The 20,392-nt window shown below is 46.3% G+C and carries 18 protein-coding genes; 10 read left to right on the forward strand and 8 right to left on the reverse strand.

The window, feature by feature from the left end; all coding sequences use genetic code 11:
• Positions 1-133: 133 nt before the first annotated feature.
• The gene (locus ACXABW_RS20290; protein WP_252032206.1) at positions 134-1,621 is read left to right on the forward strand and encodes a tetratricopeptide repeat protein; all 1,488 of its coding nucleotides are present in this window, start codon (positions 134-136) and stop codon (positions 1,619-1,621) included.
• Positions 1,602-3,182, forward strand: a complete 1,581-nt coding sequence (locus tag ACXABW_RS20295; protein ID WP_252032209.1) for a GGDEF domain-containing protein — start codon at positions 1,602-1,604, stop codon at positions 3,180-3,182. The genes ACXABW_RS20290 and ACXABW_RS20295 overlap by 20 nt, the downstream gene beginning before the upstream one ends.
• 2 nt (positions 3,183-3,184) lie before the next feature.
• Here the strand turns inward: ACXABW_RS20295 and ACXABW_RS20300 are convergent, their stop codons facing one another.
• On the reverse strand, positions 3,185-4,069 hold the full coding sequence (locus tag ACXABW_RS20300) for a DMT family transporter (protein ID WP_457525268.1): 885 nt from the start codon (positions 4,067-4,069) through the stop codon (positions 3,185-3,187).
• Between the two features lie 178 nt (positions 4,070-4,247).
• Here ACXABW_RS20300 and ACXABW_RS20305 point away from each other — a divergent pair, with 178 nt between their 5' ends.
• The 4 genes from ACXABW_RS20305 to ACXABW_RS20320 all read left to right on the forward strand — a co-directional run bounded on the left by ACXABW_RS20305 (position 4,248) and on the right by ACXABW_RS20320 (position 8,679).
• Positions 4,248-4,628 (forward strand): DUF3302 domain-containing protein, encoded by a 381-nt coding sequence (locus ACXABW_RS20305; RefSeq protein WP_252032215.1) that lies wholly within the window; start codon positions 4,248-4,250, stop codon positions 4,626-4,628.
• Positions 4,628-5,758, forward strand: coding sequence for an HlyD family secretion protein (locus ACXABW_RS20310; protein ID WP_252032218.1), 1,131 nt, complete (start codon positions 4,628-4,630; stop codon positions 5,756-5,758). Before ACXABW_RS20305 ends, ACXABW_RS20310 begins: the two co-directional genes overlap by 1 nt.
• Before the next feature lie 100 nt (positions 5,759-5,858).
• Positions 5,859-6,728: a glycerol kinase gene (locus ACXABW_RS20315; protein WP_457525270.1), complete on the forward strand. Its 870-nt coding sequence runs from the start codon at positions 5,859-5,861 to the stop codon at positions 6,726-6,728.
• Between the two features lie 184 nt (positions 6,729-6,912).
• Positions 6,913-8,679: a sensor domain-containing diguanylate cyclase gene (locus ACXABW_RS20320; RefSeq protein ID WP_457525272.1), complete on the forward strand. Its 1,767-nt coding sequence runs from the start codon at positions 6,913-6,915 to the stop codon at positions 8,677-8,679.
• Positions 8,680-8,737: 58 nt separating this feature from the next.
• Here ACXABW_RS20320 and ACXABW_RS20325 read toward each other — a convergent pair whose 3' ends face one another.
• The 4 genes from ACXABW_RS20325 to ACXABW_RS20340 form a co-directional block, all read right to left on the reverse strand.
• Positions 8,738-9,571 carry a MurR/RpiR family transcriptional regulator gene (locus ACXABW_RS20325; protein ID WP_252032227.1) on the reverse strand — a complete coding sequence of 278 codons (834 nt, stop codon included), beginning with the start codon at positions 9,569-9,571 and terminating at the stop codon, positions 8,738-8,740.
• Positions 9,572-9,730: 159 nt separating this feature from the next.
• A complete protein-coding gene (locus ACXABW_RS20330) occupies positions 9,731-11,014 on the reverse strand; it encodes a TRAP transporter large permease (protein ID WP_457525274.1) in 1,284 nt (427 codons plus the stop codon).
• Positions 11,015-11,023: 9 nt separating this feature from the next.
• Entirely contained in the window at positions 11,024-11,533 is a 510-nt protein-coding gene (locus ACXABW_RS20335; protein ID WP_457525276.1) for a TRAP transporter small permease, read from the reverse strand.
• A gap of 231 nt (positions 11,534-11,764) precedes the next feature.
• Positions 11,765-12,730 carry a sialic acid TRAP transporter substrate-binding protein SiaP gene (locus ACXABW_RS20340; RefSeq protein WP_457525278.1) on the reverse strand — a complete coding sequence of 322 codons (966 nt, stop codon included), beginning with the start codon at positions 12,728-12,730 and terminating at the stop codon, positions 11,765-11,767.
• A gap of 246 nt (positions 12,731-12,976) precedes the next feature.
• Between ACXABW_RS20340 and ACXABW_RS20345 the strand changes: the two genes are divergently transcribed.
• From ACXABW_RS20345 to gltS, 4 genes are all read left to right on the forward strand, one after another.
• Positions 12,977-13,687 (forward strand): putative N-acetylmannosamine-6-phosphate 2-epimerase, encoded by a 711-nt coding sequence (locus ACXABW_RS20345; RefSeq protein WP_457525280.1) that lies wholly within the window; start codon positions 12,977-12,979, stop codon positions 13,685-13,687.
• Complete coding sequence (locus tag ACXABW_RS20350; protein WP_457525282.1) at positions 13,675-14,532, forward strand: N-acetylmannosamine kinase; 858 nt, start codon at positions 13,675-13,677, stop codon at positions 14,530-14,532. The genes ACXABW_RS20345 and ACXABW_RS20350 overlap by 13 nt, the downstream gene beginning before the upstream one ends.
• Before the next feature lie 25 nt (positions 14,533-14,557).
• Positions 14,558-15,697 (forward strand): N-acetylglucosamine-6-phosphate deacetylase, encoded by a 1,140-nt coding sequence (gene nagA / locus ACXABW_RS20355; RefSeq protein WP_457525283.1) that lies wholly within the window; start codon positions 14,558-14,560, stop codon positions 15,695-15,697.
• Between the two features lie 195 nt (positions 15,698-15,892).
• Complete coding sequence (gltS, locus tag ACXABW_RS20360) at positions 15,893-17,119, forward strand: sodium/glutamate symporter (RefSeq protein WP_457525285.1); 1,227 nt, start codon at positions 15,893-15,895, stop codon at positions 17,117-17,119.
• A gap of 85 nt (positions 17,120-17,204) precedes the next feature.
• On the opposite strand, the gene ACXABW_RS20365 is transcribed toward gltS, so the two are convergent.
• The 3 genes from ACXABW_RS20365 to ACXABW_RS20375 all read right to left on the reverse strand — a co-directional run bounded on the left by ACXABW_RS20365 (position 17,205) and on the right by ACXABW_RS20375 (position 20,277).
• Positions 17,205-17,987, reverse strand: coding sequence for a PilZ domain-containing protein (locus tag ACXABW_RS20365; RefSeq protein ID WP_457525287.1), 783 nt, complete (start codon positions 17,985-17,987; stop codon positions 17,205-17,207).
• 160 nt (positions 17,988-18,147) lie between these two features.
• Positions 18,148-19,797: a phosphoethanolamine transferase gene (locus ACXABW_RS20370; protein ID WP_457525288.1), complete on the reverse strand. Its 1,650-nt coding sequence runs from the start codon at positions 19,795-19,797 to the stop codon at positions 18,148-18,150.
• A gap of 87 nt (positions 19,798-19,884) precedes the next feature.
• Complete coding sequence (locus ACXABW_RS20375; RefSeq protein WP_252032256.1) at positions 19,885-20,277, reverse strand: glycine zipper family protein; 393 nt, start codon at positions 20,275-20,277, stop codon at positions 19,885-19,887.
• Positions 20,278-20,392: the final 115 nt, after the last annotated feature.

A 20,392-nucleotide genomic window follows, 5' to 3' on the forward strand; every position in this document is an offset into this window, starting at 1 on the left:
AGCTAGCCCCACAATTGATTTTATAAGAGTGTTGCACGCAAAATTTTGCGCAAATAGGTAGTGCTAATTCAGCAACTATTCTTATAATCAATAAGGTAACATTGTTTTACTGTGTTTTAAGGGACTGATTAGATTGGACAAAAATCAACACCTTCTTGAAGTTGAGATTGAACAACTCAAAGCTCGCATTGAAGCTGAGCCTGAGAAAGTGTTACTGATCGCGGAACAATGTGAAATTCGCGCCACACAGATATTCTTCCCAGAAGGTGCGATTCAAAGCCTCATCATTATGTCGCGCTGTGCTTGGTGCCTGATGGACTACCGTAAAGGCTTGAAGTACATAAAAGACGCCTTCACACGGCAAAATGCCCTCGACACCGACACTTACCTACCTGAGATTCTTCATATTCATGCGCTGCAATATTGGGGGCAAGCGAAATACTACACGGCTCAGCAATTTTGGATTAATGCGCTCGAACAATCAGCATTGGTCGATGAAGTAGAAATTCAAATTGAATCCTTAATCGGTTTAGGTAACGTCTGGCGTATCACCAACGAATATAAGCTGGCCAGTTCAACCCATGAGCTCGCCGTACAAGTCGCCAATAATATGCGTATTGATTGGCTTGAAGGTAAAGCACGTATCCTACTCGCTTGGGATCTCTACTTACTCAACAATTATGTTGAAATGCTCACCATTCTTGACGGCGCAGAAGAAGTGCTGCGTGACCACAGTGATAAAACTTGGCACGCCGAAGTGTGGGATTTTCGAGGCCTAGCATTACTCGGCTTAGAGCGCGCTGAAGACGCAGAAATCGCGACGAAGAAAGCCCACGACCTTGCGGTAAAGCATGACTTGGTTTGGATGAAAGCTCATTCGTATATCAGCCGCGCGCGTCTCGAATTATTGAGAAAGAACCCTGAAGCCGCTGCCGAATTGCTGGTTGAAGCCGAAGCGTCAGCAGTGAAGTTTGATAACGGCGAGCTGCTATCGCAAATCTGTTTTCAACAATCCCGCGTTGCAGAAGAAGGCGGTGATTTCGAGAAAGCACTCAGCTCATTCAAAAAATACCGCAAGCACTCCATCGATATGCTGCGTGAACAAACCACACGCGTGGGTTTGGACAAAGCAAGAACCTCCAAGCGTCAACTCGAACAACGTGCCCGTAAACTGATTAATCGAATTCGGGGGCAACACGAGTTCGATCCTGAAAAGCACCTGACCAATATGGTGTCAGAAACCTATTGGTGGGAGCAGTTGGTTCTCTTTAAAACAGAACTCAAGCGCTCCAACTACTCCGTGATTATGATCCAACACGATAAGCCAGCGTACTTAGATGTCTGTACCGAGATCGTCCATTCACTGTGTAGCCAACAAGACCTTCTTTCCAGAATAAGTTCTGAGCGCATTTGTCTTCTGCTTGCCGATAAAGATGATGCAGCGTTAGAAGTCTTCAAAGTCATTGCCAAAATGATTGAAATATACCCTTGGCAACGAAAAGGGCTCAATGCCCAACTGCCTAAAGTGATGCTGCAAGATATTCTCACTTTTCCATTCACTCTAGAGCAGCTCGAACAAAGCCAAGTAAAGGACGATTCAAATGGAACAGCTACTCAATAAAATCACTGACTCAGGGCTTGATCCTTCCTCTGTCGCCGGTGAAGAGGCTATCATTTTTTGGAATCATGTCCGCCTACATATCGCGACTACAGGTCTAGAACGCGCGCAATGCTTTATCATCAGTGCTGAGTACCGCAGTGAACTTCTTCAAGTCCAAGCCAGCATTGATGAGCTAAGGTTGGCACTCGAACAGCTTAGCTTGCCGCAAGACGCTGAAGTCATTCTTTCGGTACGCAACAGCTTAAGCGAGCGCTTGGTTGATACGGGCGACTACAGCTCTGCTTTGGCCGAATACATTTCTTCATCCAGTATTGCGGTCGAACACGGCTTCATTGACGACTATGTACTTTCGGTACTTGGAATGGGGAACTTGTGTGATGCCTATGGCGACCACAATCGAGCACTACGTTATTATCAAAAGATAGATAGCCTCGATCATGCTATCTCGAGCCGTTCCCTTAGATTACGCTATAAACTGTACATGCTGTCGTGTTTCATCGAACTGGGCCGAATCGCTGCTGCGAACGATCTCATTCGTGAGTGTGAGGAGCTCAGTATATTGGTCAGCGATAAAATTCTGACTGGGCAAATCCACCTCTATCAAGCCAAATTATTCCGTTTACAGAAAAAGTATCAAGAAGCGCTGCAAACCGTAGCTAACGTCCAATATGCCGCTGGTAATGTTCATTCTAGCTGGTTGTCTAATATGGTCCGGCTTGAGCTAGCACACTGTTTAAGCAGTGTGGGGCGAGCCGATGTAGCGAGTCTAGTTCTGCATAGCGCAGCCAAACGCATCAAAGACCATTCAGCGCCGATTCTCGCCAAACACCTCTACGATTCAACCAGTGCCATCGACGAGCACTGTGGCAACTTTCAAGATGCGCTGAAGAATCAGAAAAAAGCTTATCGAATTGAATCAGACTTAATGAAAAACATTCCGATCAGCGAACTAGGAGCCAGCCAGTTAAGGCGTTTGTCTCGCTTCGAGCTACAACTGAAGCTGATCCTATCTGAAATCGAAAATCGTGAGCTTAAAGAAACGACCGAAAGCCAGAAAAACACCGTAGCGCAATTGCAGCAGGACGTGTTCACCGACCCGCTTACCAACTTACACAATAGGCGCTGGTTAGACGTCAAACTTAAAGATCTGCTGCTACATGAAACACCGTTTGCTTTGATGGTCATTGATATCGACCACTTTAAATCAATCAACGATGAACTAAGCCATTTAGTGGGTGACAAAGCCATTGTGAATGTTTCCAACGAGCTCGCCACTTACTTCCGCTTTAGAGGCGCTTCGTGTGTTCGATTTGGCGGAGAAGAGTTTTTGGTTATTTTAGAGAAAAGTACCTTAGAGCAAGCGCAGATGCATGCCGAGAACTATCGCGAACGTATATTCCAATTTGGCTGGCACGATATCCTAGGTGAGCGCGGCTTAACAGTCAGCCTAGGCATCACCCTCCATCGAGAAGGTGAGAACACCCAACGCACTTTCTACCGCGCCGACAAAGCGTTATACCGCGCTAAAGCAAACGGCCGTAATCAAGTCTGCACTGAATAGCTTTAAAGAAAAAACAGCGATATTCCACCAACCGCAAAGAGTGTCCCGATGACACTCTTTCGCCCTATTGGCTCACGCCTCACGGCATAAATGATCAAAATAAAAATTGGACTTGTCGCAATGAGCGTTTGAGCAACAGCAGGGTTGGCGTACTTTAGCGCCACTTGCTGTAGCCACAGCGCAAGGAAAGTCCCGACAAAGATCGCCAGTAATAGCCATAACTTCGACTTAGATTTCATTTCACTAAGATTCTGCCACATTTGTTTAAATGGTTTCGGCTCTAACCAACCAATCACCAAAGCGACTGCGCCAACGCCAACCGCTAAACGAATCAAAGCGCCTAGCAGAGGAGGTAAATCTCCGGCCACCAAGGCATAATGTGAAATTACGACCCCACTTGCTTGGCAGACACTAGCTAATAAACCGTAGCCAATCCCTGCTCGAGACGTCGTTTGGCTATCGGCTGAAGGCTGAAACACAACAAAAGTCACGGCAATCGTAGTCACTATCACCCCTAGCCATGCCTGAACACCCAGAACACTACCCAGTAGCATAATTGCCAACACGCCAGACAGTGGCGGCGCGAGTGACTCTAGCAAGAGGGTCTTATTTGGCCCTATTCGCTTCAATGCTGCAAAGTAAGCGCTGTCACCAATCGCAATGCCAATCACTCCAGAAATTGCCAATATCGCAAAGTGGTTGGCTGACAATTCCAATTCCGGCATAGGCAGTAAAGGCATAATCATCAGCATCATGAACGAAGCCACAACACCCTTGACAATATTGAGCTGTAACGCAGAAAACTGATGGCTAAACTGACTATAAATCCACGTTGCCAGCGCCCAAACAACAGCAGCCCCCAAACCGGCTACCTCTCCGTAAAACATAACTTCACCTTATTCCACTGCGTGCTTTTTAGGCATTTGAGTAATTATATTTTCAAAGTTGCTAACTCAAGCCTAATTAATTGTTTTTTCTCTATACTTTTAATGGGTTCTTACATATCTTTTACAAAACACCCTATCTAATTGCATAACTTAGCATGTCATAAACAAGGAAGTAGCTATGTTTCTTGATTATTTGGCCTTGGGACTTCTGATTTTTGTCGCCTTGGTTATTTTTTACGGCATTATCGTCATTCACGACATCCCTTACGAGATCGCGAAAGAACGCGAGCATCCACACCAAGATGCCATCCATTACGCAGGCTGGGTAAGCCTATTTACCCTTCATGCGATTTGGCCATTCCTCTGGATTTGGGCCACGTTGTGGCGCAAAGAACGTGGTTGGGGCTTTCAAAAAATCGAGCAAGAACAACACGATATTCATCACCGAGTCGATCAACTCATCGATCAAGTTGAAGCTCTTAAACAAGAAGTCAGCCAATTGAAGTCACAACAACCCGCTTCAGAGCCGGTGGCAGCACGCAAAGAGGAGGAACAATAATGGATTTACTATTGATTCTGACTTACACCGCGCTGTGTATCACTATTTTCAAAGTGTTCAATATTCCGTTGAACAAATGGACCGTCCCTACAGCGGTATTAGGTGGTGTTGTTATCGTTGGTACTCTGGTTCTGTTGATGAACTATAACCACCCATTTACCCAAATTGGTAACCAAGTATTCTCGACCACTCCTGTGGTTTCTGGAGTACGTGGACGTGTTATTGAAGTGCCTGTTGAACCAAATAAACCGCTTAAGCAAGGTGATGTCCTATTTAAAATCGACCCTGTTCCGTTTGAAGCCGAAGTCGCAAAGATTCGCGCACAAGTCAAAGAAGCGAGCCAAGGTGCACTTGGACTTGAATCTGACTTAGCCGAAGCGAAAGCCGGCGAAGTTAAAGCGATAGCCGAACGTGACAAAGCCCAGCGTGAGTTTTCCCGTTACCAACGCGGTTACGACAAAGGTGCATTTACCGAGCAACAACTCGATACCCGACGCCAAGCATACAAAGCGGCAGAAGCAGCGGTTGAAGTTGCAGAAGCACGCGTTGAACAGGCAGCGATTGCACTCGACTCAGAGATCGGTGGCGAGAATACCACGGTGGCACGCCTATTGGCCGAGCTACGCAAAGCCGAGTTTAACCTTGAGCAAACTGTCGTTACGGCACCAACCGATGGCTACACGACTCAGCTCGCTCTGCGTCCGGGCGTTATGGCAGTACCTCTTCCATTAGCTCCAGCAATGACATTTGTTCATACTGAAGAGAAGCTCTATACCGCAGCATTCAGACAAAACTCATTACAGCGTCTACAACCTGGTTTTGAGGCTGAGTTCCTTTTCCGCGCTTTACCAGGCCGAGTATTTAAAGGTGAAGTGGTTGAAGTACTTCCTGCGATTGGCGAAAGCCAATTCCAAGCTCGCGGCGCACTGCTCGGTACCGATGCTCTGCGTACTAACGGCCGTGTACTCGCCACGCTCAGGATCACCGACGACTTAACCGACTACCACCTACCTCTGGGTACGGCAGTTGAAGTTGCGGTCTATTCGGATAGCTTTACCCACGTGTCTATCATGCGAAAGATATTGATCAGAATGAAGAGTTGGCAAAACTATCTCTACCTTGATCACTAAGTCATTCATTAAAAGCCCTACCCACTTCGGTAGGGCTTTTTGTATTCTAGGCGGTAATCCTTAGAATAGAACAAAGTCTTATACCCACAAAGGCACCGTGATGGCAGACGAAAAATTATCAACATCAGCTCTGGCAATAAAGCGAGACATCGAAGCAAAACAGCTTTTCCAAGAACTTAAGCTAGCAGGCTACATCAACCGCTTTGAAGACAAATGGATTCTGACTGAAATCGGTGAGAAGTTCGGTGGTGAATACATCGAGCACAGCAAATTTGGTCGATTCATCGTGTGGCCAGAAAACCTGCTGATTGATACTGCGGCTTCTGCTGGGCAAACCCTTTCAGCCACCCAACTGGGCGAAAGGCTCAAACTTCCGGCTAAGAAAGTAAACCAATTACTCAGTGAATTAGGCTGGATCAGCAAACACTCCAAGGGTTGGCAAGCGACCGAATCAGGCCTTCGAGTCGGCGCTCAACCCAAAATAGATAGCAGCAGCGAAAATCAGTTTGTTGTCTGGCATGACTCCATCGCGCGCAATAAGCGTCTACGCCAATCGGTTATTGAGTTTTTAGGCCAAGATGCTGAAGCGCACGCCAGTGACCGTTCTATTTCCAGCTTCAGACAAAAATTTGAAGCTAAGCACCGCACATTAGATGGCCACTATGTGCGGTCTAAAGGCGAGCTTATTATCGATAATTGGCTCTATATGAATGGGATTGTTCACGCCTATGATCGTCACTTACCTATAGAGCAAGATGTATTAAGTGACTTTTACTTACCGAGCGGGAAAGTCTATTTGCAGTATTGGGGAACCGACAATGGGCATCTTTCTCAATCGCATGTAGAGCAAACACGCTCGGTCTATGAACAACATGGCTTTGCACTGATCGAGATTCAGCCTGAAGAAATAGAGCATTTGGATGATGTTCTACCAAGTAAGCTCAGAGAATTCGGAATAAAAGCCTACTGAGTTGGACTTAAAATTCAGCACAATAACAACAGGGTTCACCAAGCCGAAACAAACCGTCAATACATTATTGATATTTATACAAAACATGAAAACTATATCTGGATGGACAAGCATATTAGCGATTGCTCACCTTCTGCAATCCATTTAGTATTCCGTACACAATAAAATATAGTTTTACGTCAACATGGCTTTACCCAAAATTTTGTTACGGTTTACTCGGCCGTACATCGTCGTACTCATTTTTGGAGTGCTGTATTTAGCGTATCAGCAATTCAAACAGTCTGAGAAAGACGCCTATACACAATCCCAAGCAAACCTAAATACTGCTTCACAATTGATTACTTCTCAAATTGAAGCAGCGGCCAGCAAACTCTATCTACTGCAAGATGCAAGGCAGACGACATCTTTCGATACGTTAGCGACCAATATCCTTAAAGGCATTCCAGCCTATGCCGATATCTTACTGGTGGATACCAAAGACAACCGTGTGCACTCAGTAAATGGGTTGAACACCGCTGTCTTGTCTGCCGAACCTATTTCATGGCGGCCAATCCGCAACCTATCACCACTGTTTTCCGTCTCTTCGATTTATCAAAAGCAGTCAAACCAGTGGGTATTTGCCGTTCGCTATCAGCCTAAAGAGCAGCATGAAATTTGGATTGAATTCGATCTACTGCACACCACGCAGATGCTACGCGGTTTAAAGTCTCTCAGGCAGGGTTATGTATTCGTAGTCGACAACAGCAGTGGCCGCTTAATATTCCACCCCGACCCTTCAATCATCGGCGCGAAATCTGTAAGTTACCGTTCTGGTATTAGTGAGCTAGTTAATCAGGGGACTTTGTTTGGCAAGCATGAGTACTACTACAAGAATCAATACCGTGTTTCAGCATTCAATGCCGACAACCAGCTCAACTGGGTGTTCATCTCAACCACTGATCGCGCCGATATTTTGAGTTCATCAAACCAATACAGTTTAAGCGCAGTGATCATTGCCTCTTTGCTGCTGTTTGCCGTCATCGTTAATTACCTACTCATACAGCTCAATAGCTCGCTTTCGATACTGGGCCATCAAAAAAACGAAACCGACTTTAAACAGCACCTGCGCTCGATCTTCGACCGGTTCTGTTACCACTCTGGTGTTCAATTCTGCTTATACAATGATGTAGAAGGCCACTTCACGACTTTGGATTACCACGGCAACAGCTCTATTGTTCATGAAGATAGAGAGCTGATTAAGCACTACACAAAAGGTGATTTCAATTACCGAAGTCCAAGTAGCCGTGACTCACTGGCCAAAAAACTTCATATCACTTCGCGGCACTACACCATACCGCTGTTCGATCAAGATCGCTTAATGGCGGTGGTGTATCTCAGCAGCGTACTCCCGACCTCAAAAACCGTCATGCGTATGATTCGAAGTCAGGCGGAAGTCGCTCTGTGTAACCTGCAGCTTCGCAAACAAATGCGAAGCAAAGACGTGATGACCAACCTAGACAACAAACTGGTGATTCGAGAAGCCATCGATGAGTACATCAATCTAGAGCACACCTACTTCGCATTATTGGATATCGACCATTTTAAGAAGATCAATGATCAGTTCGGACATAAATTTGGTGACAGTGTCATTACGCATACCGCCAAACTGATGCAGAAGTGTTTCAAAAAACCAACAGCCATCAGCCTCGCTCGCTACGGTGGTGAAGAGTTCTGTATCTTGTTTCGTGCTAACGATGAAAACCATGCCTATGACTTGTGTGACATGCTCAGACACCAACTGGAGCATTCGCAGCTAACTCATGAAGACCAAGCGGTTCAATTTACCGTTAGTATTGGCATAACCAGCGCTACCGAAAGCCAACACTCAACCATTGGTCGAGCAGATAAAGCGCTTTATCAAGCCAAGGGCCTTGGACGCAATCAAGTTGTGCTCAACACCTTTCAATCCTAATAAATAAGGGGAAGTGATTACTCACTTCCCCTTATTCTAAAACGAAACATCAGCTGCGCTATTTCATCAGCGGTAACACCACTTCTGCTGTTTCCATTACCGATTCACCGTATTGAGGGTAGGTTTCCAGCAAGGTATTCACCATCGCGTCAACCAGCAGTAGTGCCCCAACTTTGGATGCAAATGCACCGCCCGTCAGTGGCCCCTCAGGCCGAGCCGCCACCAACAATTCATTGGATACAGCCGACAACGGGCTGTGGCTAATATTGGTTAGCGATACAACAGGCGTACCTCGCTTATAAGCCAAGTTAGCGGCATGAATCACTTCTTTAGTTGACCCCGAGCTAGACACAGAGAACCACATATCGCCCTCGCAGCTTTGGCCCGCACTCATCGCTGCCAAGTGCGTATCTTCATACATAATCGCCTTTTTGCCGATACGGACTAAACGATACGCTAAATAGCGCCCTACAATGCTAGATGCTCCCACTCCAACACAGCCAATAAAAGTGGCGTTATGTACCAACTCGCAAATGCGCTTCAGCGATTTTCGGTCGATTAGTTTAGCCGTGTCTTGCAAGCTATCGACGGCACTCTGCGCCGACACATCGCAAATATCACCCTCGATTTTGCTCTGAGTTTGACTGGCCGTTTGGCTCAGATCCACCGCCAAAGCCATACGAAAATCGGAGTAGCCTTTGTAACCCATGTCGCGGCACAAACGGACCACAGTCGCTTCACTGGTTTGCGTGTTACGAGCTAAATCTGTGATGGTTTGAAACTGAACATCGTGTGCATTTTCGAGAATATAGTCAGCAACTAACCTGAGCTTTTTACTGAGCGGCTCAATATTTGAACGTAGTCGAACCAAGAGATTTTTCGGCGAATTCACAAGGGCCTCATTAGGTTTGTTTGGCTTAGGCAAAAATACCAAAGCGCCGCGAATATTGACACCATACCATTGATATTAATTGTAAACACCTGCACCGTCGCTAAGAGTAAACAAGGGGAGCATGATGCTCCCCACGATAACTTGATGTTGGCTTCTGAGCTATTGCCCATAACCTAACATCATTTGAGGTAGTGCTAAGGTGAACTGTGGGAATACCGCGACCAAAATAAGCACGATAAACAGCGGCACCAGCAAGGGAAGTACGCCACGTGTTAACGTGTGAAACGGAATATTCCCGACTTTTGACACCACATACAACGCCATACCCATTGGCGGCGTTAAAATACCAATCATCAGATTAAGAATCGCCATTACCCCAAAGTGAACTGGGTCGATTCCTACCGCTCCTGCAACAGGCACCAAGAACGGAACAAGCAGCAATAGCAGTGCAAGAGACTCTATAAACGTTCCTAGAAACAGCAGCAGCAGGTTAATTAGAAGCAGTAGAACCAATGGGTTTTCACTGATGGTTAAGAAGTAATCCGCCAGCATTTGTGGCAGCTGCTCACGTGCTACGATCCAGCCAAATACCGTGACTCCCATTACCATCAGCGCAACAACAGCAGTTGTGTTCACGGTTTCTTTAAGTACATGAACAAAGCCAGACAACGTCAGCTGCTTATACACTACCGTACCCAAAAATAATGCGTACAACGAAGACACAACCGCCGCTTCAGTCGGTGTAAATTTACCGGAGAAGATACCACCAATGATGATCACTGGCGTCAGTAGCGACAAAAATGCCTCTTTAAATGATGTAGCCTGGTCTCTGCGCGTTGCTCTAGGCAAGGTCATGTAACCACGCTTTTTACAGATGAAGTAACTCATCACCATCAACGCGATACAGCACATCAGCCCAGGGATTGCTCCCGCAAGAAATAACGCACCAATTGACGTGTTCGACACAACGCCATAAATCACCAACGGCACAGAAGGTGGAACCAGTGGGCCAATAATACAGGAGGCCGCAGTCAAGCCACCGGCAAAATCATCGTCGTATTTAGCGTCACGCATCGATTTGATTTCTAGCTGCCCTAAGCCACCAGCATCAGCCAATGCGGAACCCGACATACCCGAAAACAGTAAGCTTGCCATGATGTTCACATGACCTAGGCTACCCGTTACGTGCCCCACCATCGACTTAGCAAAGTTAAAGATACGCTCCGTGATTCCAGCACTATTCATCAAGTGACCGGTCAGCACAAAAAACGGGACAGACAACAAGGTAAAGTTATTGATGCCGCCCAACATCTGCTGAGCGGCGAAGTTTATCCCGGTACTGTTGGTCATCACCAAAAAGACTAAAGCGACAAAGATAAGAGAGAAGCCAACGGGCATACCCGCAAATAATAGTCCCAGCCAGCCAAAAATTGTTCCAAACATGTCGATTCCCTACCTTTCCATCACTTCGCCAGATTGAGTGTGATCCGAGTGCGCACAGTGGCGAAATTTACCCATAATCCCCACCATTTTTTGCAACTGACGAACAACCATAAAGGCACCTCCGAGTGGCAGACTGTAGTTCATCCATTTACTAGAAATACCAAGAGTGATGAGCTCAAAAAAAGCAGTGCGCTGAACATGCTGATAGCCTAAATAGATAATTGCGAAAATAGATACCAACACAGCAAATTCCAAAGTCAGCACTAATAGCAGGCGTAGCTTTTCAGGCAGCTTGTCGGAAAAAAAAGTGATATTGACGTGCTCATTGCGCTTTATCGCCATGGCACAACCAATCAATGACATGTACATGAACAGCACACGAGCGAGCTCTTCACTCCATAAAGAGGGGGAATCGAGTAACCATCGGGTCACTATCTGCCAAGTTAGTACGGCGAGCAGCGTCGCCATCAATGGCACCGTGATGATCTCTTCAAGATTGCTTAAGATTTTACGTAACATTTAATGCTCCAAGGCTGGCCTTCACTGGCCAGCCAAGATTCTTATACGAATCACAGTGAGTAAGTGTTCACAAATAGCGCAGGAAAAAGCCTTGATAACAAGGCAGAGATTTTCGATAAGTAGTTATTCTACAATCAAAATTTCTAACGATGTTATCGAGTGTTTTAACAAGCTAGGGTGAGCAGTTATGTACTACGATTGGTATTACTTCAACACAAACATCTGTTGCCACTACATTGCAGCTAATTTCTTCACCACAGGTTGGCCAACTTTCGCTTCAAACTCAGCGTATAGAGGTTGCATCGCATCACGGAACGGCGCTAAATCGGGGTAAGTGACATTCACACCGTTTTCTTTGAAGAAAGAGATCAACTCAGCTTCTTGTTTTTTCACGCTTGCCGTGTGTTGCTCACCCACTTTTGCAATCGCTTGGTTCATGATTTCTTTGTCTGCTTCCGACAGTGACTGCCAAGTCGTCTCTGAAATGATCACCATCTGGTCATTCACGATGTGATTGGTCATCGCCAAGTTGCCTTGTACTTCATAAAACTTCATCGTTTTAATGGTTGGCAATGGGTTTTCTTGACCATCAACTGCGTTGGTTTGCAGGGCTAAATACACTTCAGAGAACGCCATTGGTGTCGGTGAAGCGCCCGACAATTTTGCGTAGTTAAGGTTTGGCTTTGCGTTAGGTACGCGCAACTTCAAACCTTTGAAGTCTTCAATCGAATTCAGTGGGCGGTTCGAGGTGGTTTCTCGGGTACCGTTGTACCAAGTATCCAGAGCACGCCAGTTAAACTTGGTCAGCATTTCCTCACGAATACCTTTACCAAAGTCTGAATCAAACATGCGGCGAAGGTGCTCATAATCGCGTGCTACATAAGGTAGGGTCACCGCTTCGGCGCGAGGGATCCACAGCCCCATTCGACCAAACTCAGCATAAGTAATATCCAAATCACCCATGCTCAGCTGCTGCAGCATGGCACGATCATCACCGAGTTGTGCGCTTGGGTATAACGTCAACTTCAGTTCACCATCGCTCATCTCTTCTAAAGTATCCGCAAGCAACTTAGCAGAGGTGTATTCCACTGAACCGACCGAAGCTTGCATGCCCATTTTAAGAGTTGTTGCAGCATGAACTGAGGAAGCACATCCCAGTGCCAGCATCGCGAGGGTAATGTTGTTGATGACTTTCATAATCATTCCTTTGTCGTATTTATACTTTGTTTCACTGTTTTCAAAAAAAACTTTTATTTTGTTTGAAAAAAATCTTCGTTGTGAGTTATTATGGTGGTGGAGATTATTTTCAAACCAACTTTTTACGAAATGTGATCGTGGGCAAAAATTCACCAGCCTGATTAATTTAACGGCTGATTCACACGAGAAACGTGTTGATAAGCGCAATTTGCAGCCACGAGTAAATCAAACGCTACGAGGCCAATCGTGAAAGCTAACAAACTAAATATCGACGAGTTAAGACAATCACTGTATGGCCAAACTGTGGTTTCCATTCAGCCAGTGACCGACAGCCCGTTAGAAAAAACTGACTTTATTGTGGCCATGGCGATAGCCGCAGAACAGGCGGGTGCCAAGGCGCTTAGAATCGAAGGCAAAGAAAATGTAGCCGCTGTGGCTACCGCAGTGTCGATCCCAATTATTGCGATCGTTAAGCGGGATTTAGACGACAGCCCAGTTCGGATCACACCATTTGCTGCCGATGTTGATGACCTAGCTGGAGCGGGTGCCACAATTATCGCTTTCGATGCGACAGAGCGTGTGCGTCCTGAATCACGCGAGCACATTGCCCAAGCAATCCTAAACTCTGGATGTTTCGCTATGGCAGATTGTTCATGCTTTGAAGATGGTGAATGGGCGAACTCACAAGGCGTAGAAATCATCGGTTCCACCTTGTCTGGTTATGTTGGCGACGTTGAGCCGATCGAGCCAGATTTGCAACTGGTCAAACAGTTTTCCCAAGCCGGCTTCTTTACAATGGCTGAAGGGCGTTACAACACCCCAGAGCTAGCCGCGCAAGCCATTGAAAATGGTGCAGTCGCCGTGACGGTTGGTTCAGCCATAACTCGGTTGGAAGTCGTGACTCAATGGTTTAATACAGCAACTCAAACAGCAGGAATGAAAACATGCACACCTTAGCGATTGACATTGGCGGTACTAAGATCGCACTTGGCGTTGTCAGCAATGGCAATATTATCGAACGTTGCCAGCTTCCGACTCCAAAAGCTCAGTCTGCAGAGCAATTTGCGCATGCGATTTTGGCCCATTGCCAAGAGTGGCTGGCCGGTGTCGACAAAATTGGTATTTCGACCACCGGGCTTGTAACAGAACAGGGGATCAGCGCGATCAATCCTGGCACCCTTGCATTCCCTGCGCCTTTTCCCCTTCACCAAGAATTAGAGCGCTTAACGGACAAACCGGTTGCTATGTTAAACGACGCGCAAGCGGCAGCATGGTTTGAGTACCTGCAGTTAGATGGTCAGTATAAGAATATGGCCTATGTAACTGTTTCTACCGGTGTGGGTGGTGGCTTGGTCATTGATGGTAAGCTCCATACTGGCGCAAGCAATTTGGCTGGCCATATCGGCCATACTGTCATCGACCTAAATGGCCCAGAGTGTGGTTGCGGTTTGAAAGGCTGTGTCGAAGCCGTTGCCTCAGGCACCGCCATCAATAAGTTTGCTCGAGAGTCGATTCGTGAAGACATCAGCAACATCGAACTGTTCGAACTCGCTAAAACCGATTCAAACGCGCATGCTATCATTGAGCGCAGCGCCAAAGCCGTTGCGACTTTGTGCACTAACTTAAAAGCCAGCTGTGACCTCGATGCCATCGTATTAGGCGGCGGTATTGGCCTTGCGGGAAATTATATCGACCTAGTTCGTAACGAAGTGGCTAATGCTCCAGCGCCGTTTCAAGTGCCAGTATTCGCTGCAATAGGTGATTACGATGCATGTTTACTAGGCGCAGCCTTTCAGTTTTAGGCTATAGATTAAGGATTTTATCGTCATGACTTTACACGCTATCTCCGCTCATCGCATTTTCGATGGCGAAGTTTTTCATTACCAATCGGCGCTTGTATGGCAAGGCGATACTTTGATCGGTATTGAGAAAACCGATCAACTTTCCGCCGATGTCACCGTCACTGATTACCCAGATAGCACAATTGTTCCTGGGTTCATTGATTTACAAGTCAATGGTGGTGGGGACATCATGTTCAACTCACAGACTGACGTAGAAGCTATCGATGTCATCTGTCAAGCACACAGACAACACGGTACTGCCTATTTGTTACCGACTCTGATCAGTGATACGCCAGCGAAAATTACCGCGGCTCTTAACGCTACCGATGCTGCACTTAACGACCGCATTGCTGGTGTATTAGGTGTTCACTTGGAAGGCCCGTGGCTTAACCCAGATAAGAAAGGCGCTCACAACGCAGACCTGTTTTACGACCCTAGCATCGATGAACTTGAACAGTTCCCATGGCTTAGCCACGGTGCAACTCTCATCACCCTTGCTCCGGAGAAGGTTAATCAGGGCTCAATAGAATGGTTGGCTAACAAAGGCATCATTTTGTCCTGTGGGCACAGCAATGCCACCAGCAAACAACTCCCAGATGAAACGTTGCAACACATAGGCGGATTCACTCACCTATTTAATGCAATGTCTCCATTAGAGAGCCGTGAACCGGGAGTCGTTGGTACGGCACTGATGACGGATCACGCATGGTGCTCCATCATCACCGACGATATCCATGTCGCGAAACAGAACGTATTACTGGCTAAACGAAGCAAGCCGAAAGACAAGCTCCTGATCGTAACCGATGCCATGGCAACCGTGGGCAGCAAGACCAATCAGTTTGAGTTAAATGGCGAAACAATTCGTGTCGTTGACAACAAATTAGTGAATGCCAACGGTAGCCTTGCGGGTGCACACATCGGCATGGACCAATCCGTCGCCCAAGCCATAGAATGGGGTATTGATGAAGCAGAAGCCTACCGCATGGCTTCGACGTATCCCGCCCAAGCGCTCAAGCAGGATAACCTTGGCTACCTGAGAACCGGCTTTCGAGCTGCCGCCACAATTCTCAGCCACGACCATCAATCGCAAGCCGTGCTGGTCGATGGAAAACTGTTTTCCAATTAATCACAATGATTAACGAGAAAGAGCCGCTTATTAGCGGCTTTTTTCATCTTTGTAGCCCTAATAAGGGCGAAACAAAAAGTAACCTTCTGACAACTTTTCTATTTGAAATCACTCCGTATTCTTATCTATTGCTCTAGCCATATCGTACAAATCTCCGTATGGTAAATGATTCTTTTTATTGAACATGGAGGGTTCATGGAGTTTATCGATAACGTACTGAACATCGACTCATTTCTTGCCGTTACACTTGGCATTATTGTGCTATTTATCGGACGCCGCTTGACGCAAAAAACGTATTGGTTAAAAGAATTCAGTATCCCAGAGCCCGTATCGGGAGGCATTCTAGTCTCTATCTTGTTTGCTGCGCTGCACTACTTGACCAGTATAGAAGTGCAATTCAACTTAGCTGCTCGCGACATGCTATTGGTGTATTTCTTTACCACAATCGGTATCAACGCCAGTTTGTCCGATCTGTTCAAAGGTGGCCGACCACTCATCATTCTTCTCACCGCGACAATTGGCTACATGTTCATTCAAAACCTAACCGGTATTGGGGTCGCCAAAGCTCTAGGCCAACCTGAAATTGTCGGCCTGCTCAGTGGCACAGTTTCCCTTATTGGTGGTCACGGCACTGCAATTGCTTGGTCACCGCGAATTGGCGAAGCGTTTGATTTAGATACAGCGATGGAAATCGGTATTGCCAGCGCGACATTTGGCTTGATTCTGGCGAGTTTAATGGGTGGTCCAATTGCCAAATTCTTGATTAACCGCCACAACTTGAGCCCTGAAAAGTTTGAACGCATGGACGTAGGTACGAGCCAAGATCAGCCGCAACCTTCAATCAATGCTTTTGATTTCCTCGATGCCGTTCTTGCCATTCACCTGTGTATTATCTTGGGCGCGGTACTTAACGAAGTCATCGCCGGATGGGGACTAGAACTACCGCTGTTTGTGAGCTGCCTATTTGCAGGTATCTTGATTTCCAATTTACGAACTAAGCACTATCGCCGCTTCACTGGGCGCTTCTGGCCAGCACGCAAACCGGCTATTGCTCTCATCGCAGATATCGCTCTCGGTGCATTTTTAGCCATGTCACTAATGAGCATGCAGCTATGGGCTTTAGTCGATTTGGCAGGGCCAATCTTTGCAATTCTCGGTACTCAATTTATCGTAGCAATCTCAATGGCTATTTTCGTGGTTTTCCCACTCATGGGCAAAAACTACGATGCGGCTGTGGTATGTTCTGGCTTTGGTGGTATTTCTCTGGGCTCGACACCAACGGCAATGGCAAATATGTCAGCGGTTGCCCAAAAATATGGTAACTCTCACCAAGCCTTCATCATTGTGCCTCTGGTGTGTGCGTTCTTTATAGATTTGGCAAACGCGCTGATCATCCCTTACTTTATCAGTATGCTCCAATAACCCATATTTTTGAGTCGCCTTAAACAAGAAAAGAGCCCGCATTCAATGATGCGGGCTCTTTTTTAATGATTAATACCAATAACAATCACAGTAAGAACTGGTGTTTCGCTTGATCGAACGACAAACGTTCAAGTAGTGAGTTAGCAGTCTCCTGCCCTTCCTCATCGAACTGCACGCCATACTTACAATACTGCTGAGAGCGTTTCTTGTTTTTGATGACACCCGTCAAAGTTGGGCTGTTATCGGGATCATCACGGTCATGGATCTGGAACTCAACCACATTTCCCACCTTGTAATCCGATAGGGTTCTGTCAGTCACTAACTGACAGCCACCCGCAGATATATCGCGAATTTGACATAAGTGCTTTTTGTCTTCAGGGAACAAAATGCCTTCTAAAGAAATATCCAGCCTTGCTTCATTTCTCAGGCCATGTGCCATTTGGGTCGCCGTAGGCATAGAAATCAAGAAAATACTGTGTGGCCCCGCTTGGACGACATACTCAATTTTACTCTTAAAGTAGATGCGAGCACCTTCCCCTTTCTGCGAAATCGCACACGCTTTTATTGGATACCCACGTTGAAAAAACACTGCGAAGTCTTGTGGAGACACATCCGGTTTTTCCAGTAGTAACAGGTGTTGGGAGTGAATACCAATAAACTTAGTACGGCACTTCAAAGACTTACCTGTAGGCGTTTCAATATTAAATGCCACATCACTGAGTGGGTTAACGGTTGAGAAAGCATCTTCGCCATAAGCGATGCTACCCATATCTTTGGGTGGCGAGGCTTTTTGCGGTTGTTCTTCTTCCTGAGCTAACTGAATTGGCTCCTGGGGAGCGTTATTTTCTTCTGATGCTTGCGCTTCCATTGTTCTACCTAACCAATATTGTTGGATCTATTATTTAGGTATAAAACATCTCTCAAAACGCAGCAAGTTTCTATTCATTAAATTGCACAAACGCGCACCTTTCTGTTTATCAAAGAGGCACTGAGTAAATGCCGTCTGTTACTCAGTGCCAAGTGGAAGCTCAATCTCTGCACGTTTTAAACAAATCGTAATTTGCATCGTACTCGTCGGTTTCAACGTCCATTAGGCCGAGCATTGAGTGAAACAGGTTGTCGTGTGAGTAAGTGTCACGTTTTGTCGTATGGCTTTCCAAGCACGATAGATTGATCTGTTTAGCTTGTTGGAAACCATCTGAAAACCACATCATCAATGGCACATGAGTTTGGTAATCAGGCGCAAACGAATAAGGTAACCCATGCAGATACACACCATGCTCTCCAAGTGATTCACCATGATCAGATACGTACACCAGTGCAGTATTGTATTTATCCTGCAGCGCTTGTAGTCGCTTGATCGTTTGGCTCACCACGTAGTCTGTGTACAAAATCGTGTTGTCGTAACTGTTAATGATTTCTTGCTGCGTACAGTTTTCTATATCCGCTCGGTCACACGCAGGTTGAAACTGTGCCATAGATTCTGGGTAGCGTTTGTAATAGGTCGGGCCATGGCTGCCGTTCAAATGCATCACAACCAATCGGTTACCATCCATCGAATCCACATGACGTTCAAAGTCTTCTAACAGCGCCATGTCGTAACAGCTGCTGCCATCACAGAACTCGTTGCTTTTGCTACGGTCGACCTCAATCTTCTTGATCCGTGTCGCCATCGACTTATCGCCACCATCGTTTTCTTTCCAAAGCACATCGACACCCGCGTGCTGCAAGATATCCAGCCAATTATCTTGGTGCGTAGCTTGTTCAGAATCGAAAGAGTCGTGAGTTAAGTTGGTAAACAAACATGGTACCGAGACAGCCGTTGCCGTCCCACATGATCGGACGTCATGAAAAGTAATCATATTAAGCGGTTGGGTATACTGGTTGGTTGGTCTTGGATAGCCGTTCACCTGATAGTTTTGTGCCCGAGCCGTCTCGCCCATCACAAACACAACCAAATTAGGTTTACTGTTGGCTTGAGCAACCGCCCTATCCGATTGGTGCGCTTTAGCGCCTAACGTTTTGAACTCCATTGGCGATGACAAGTAAGTATCTTTAATGTAACCAGTGGTGCTATAGACAAACTGGGTAGGAATAATCATCTTCTTCAGGTAACTATTATTGCGACCAATCGAGGCATAATCTTGATAGTAAAATGCAGCAATAAACGCAATAACAGCAAGGGAAGCGGCCATTGAAAGGACTTTAGTTACCACCACCTTAGTGAAGTCAGAACGCCAAACTAATTTAGATTTGGCTACCAAAATTGCTGGGATAATCCCCATGACAGCCACCCAGATAATGGAGTATTGGCTGATATACGCCTGAGCTTCACCACTGTCGGTTTCAAAGATGTTCTGAACCATCCCATAGTCGAACATGGTGCCATAGTTGTAGCCGGCATAGCTCACTGCACTTGAAATCACCAACAACGCCACAAAAAATGGCTTGGTTATCCATGGCCAACTGAAAAGGTTAAACAGAAAGTTGAGTGCGGCAGCAAAAAACAGTGGGACGGAAATTAAAAAGCCTAACTTAACGTTATCAAGGTGCTGGGTGATCGAAGCCAACTCTTTATAGATAGGCAGGTTTATGACTAATGCAAAATAAATGGCGACAAGCACGGTGAATGTCACGTAAGACAATTCCGTCTTAAGCAGTTTATTGAATTTATTCATGGGTATACAAACAAGCGAGGGGAGAAAAGCAACACGCAGAGAGGCCACACCTAATCGCGTCACCTCTCTATGAATTAATAATTTGATCTAAGACTCTAGGTCGTAAACGGTGTAACCCTTATGCGATAAACACTGCCTTAGCACGAGCGCCTGAGTTTTGGTCGCCTCTTCTGAGCCGCCAAGCGCTCCTGCTCCAGCGCCGACCGCACCACCTGCGGCTGCACCAACCACTGCGCCGCCGATACCACTGTCAATCGCGCCTAGCACTGCCCCCATTGCAGCACCACCAATGGCACTGTTTTCGGCTCCCACTTTTGCGGCTTCACCTTTATCAACGTTCTCGGCATAACCTTGGCAGTAGTTGAAGTCTTGCTCGTATTGCACTGGGTCTACATTGGTCATATCAACTACGGGCTGTTGATTGTAAGCACATGCAGTCAGTGCCAATGAAGTAAAAGCGATAGGGATATATTTCAGCATGGGTTTGTCTCTGAATAATCTAAGATGAAACAAATGTACGCTGTTTTATTAAGAATTAATGTCGTGGGCTTGTATAGAAATGTCGGCGTTTGTAAGAATCCGATGACAAGCGATA

This window comes from Vibrio paucivorans (genome assembly GCF_054053395.1).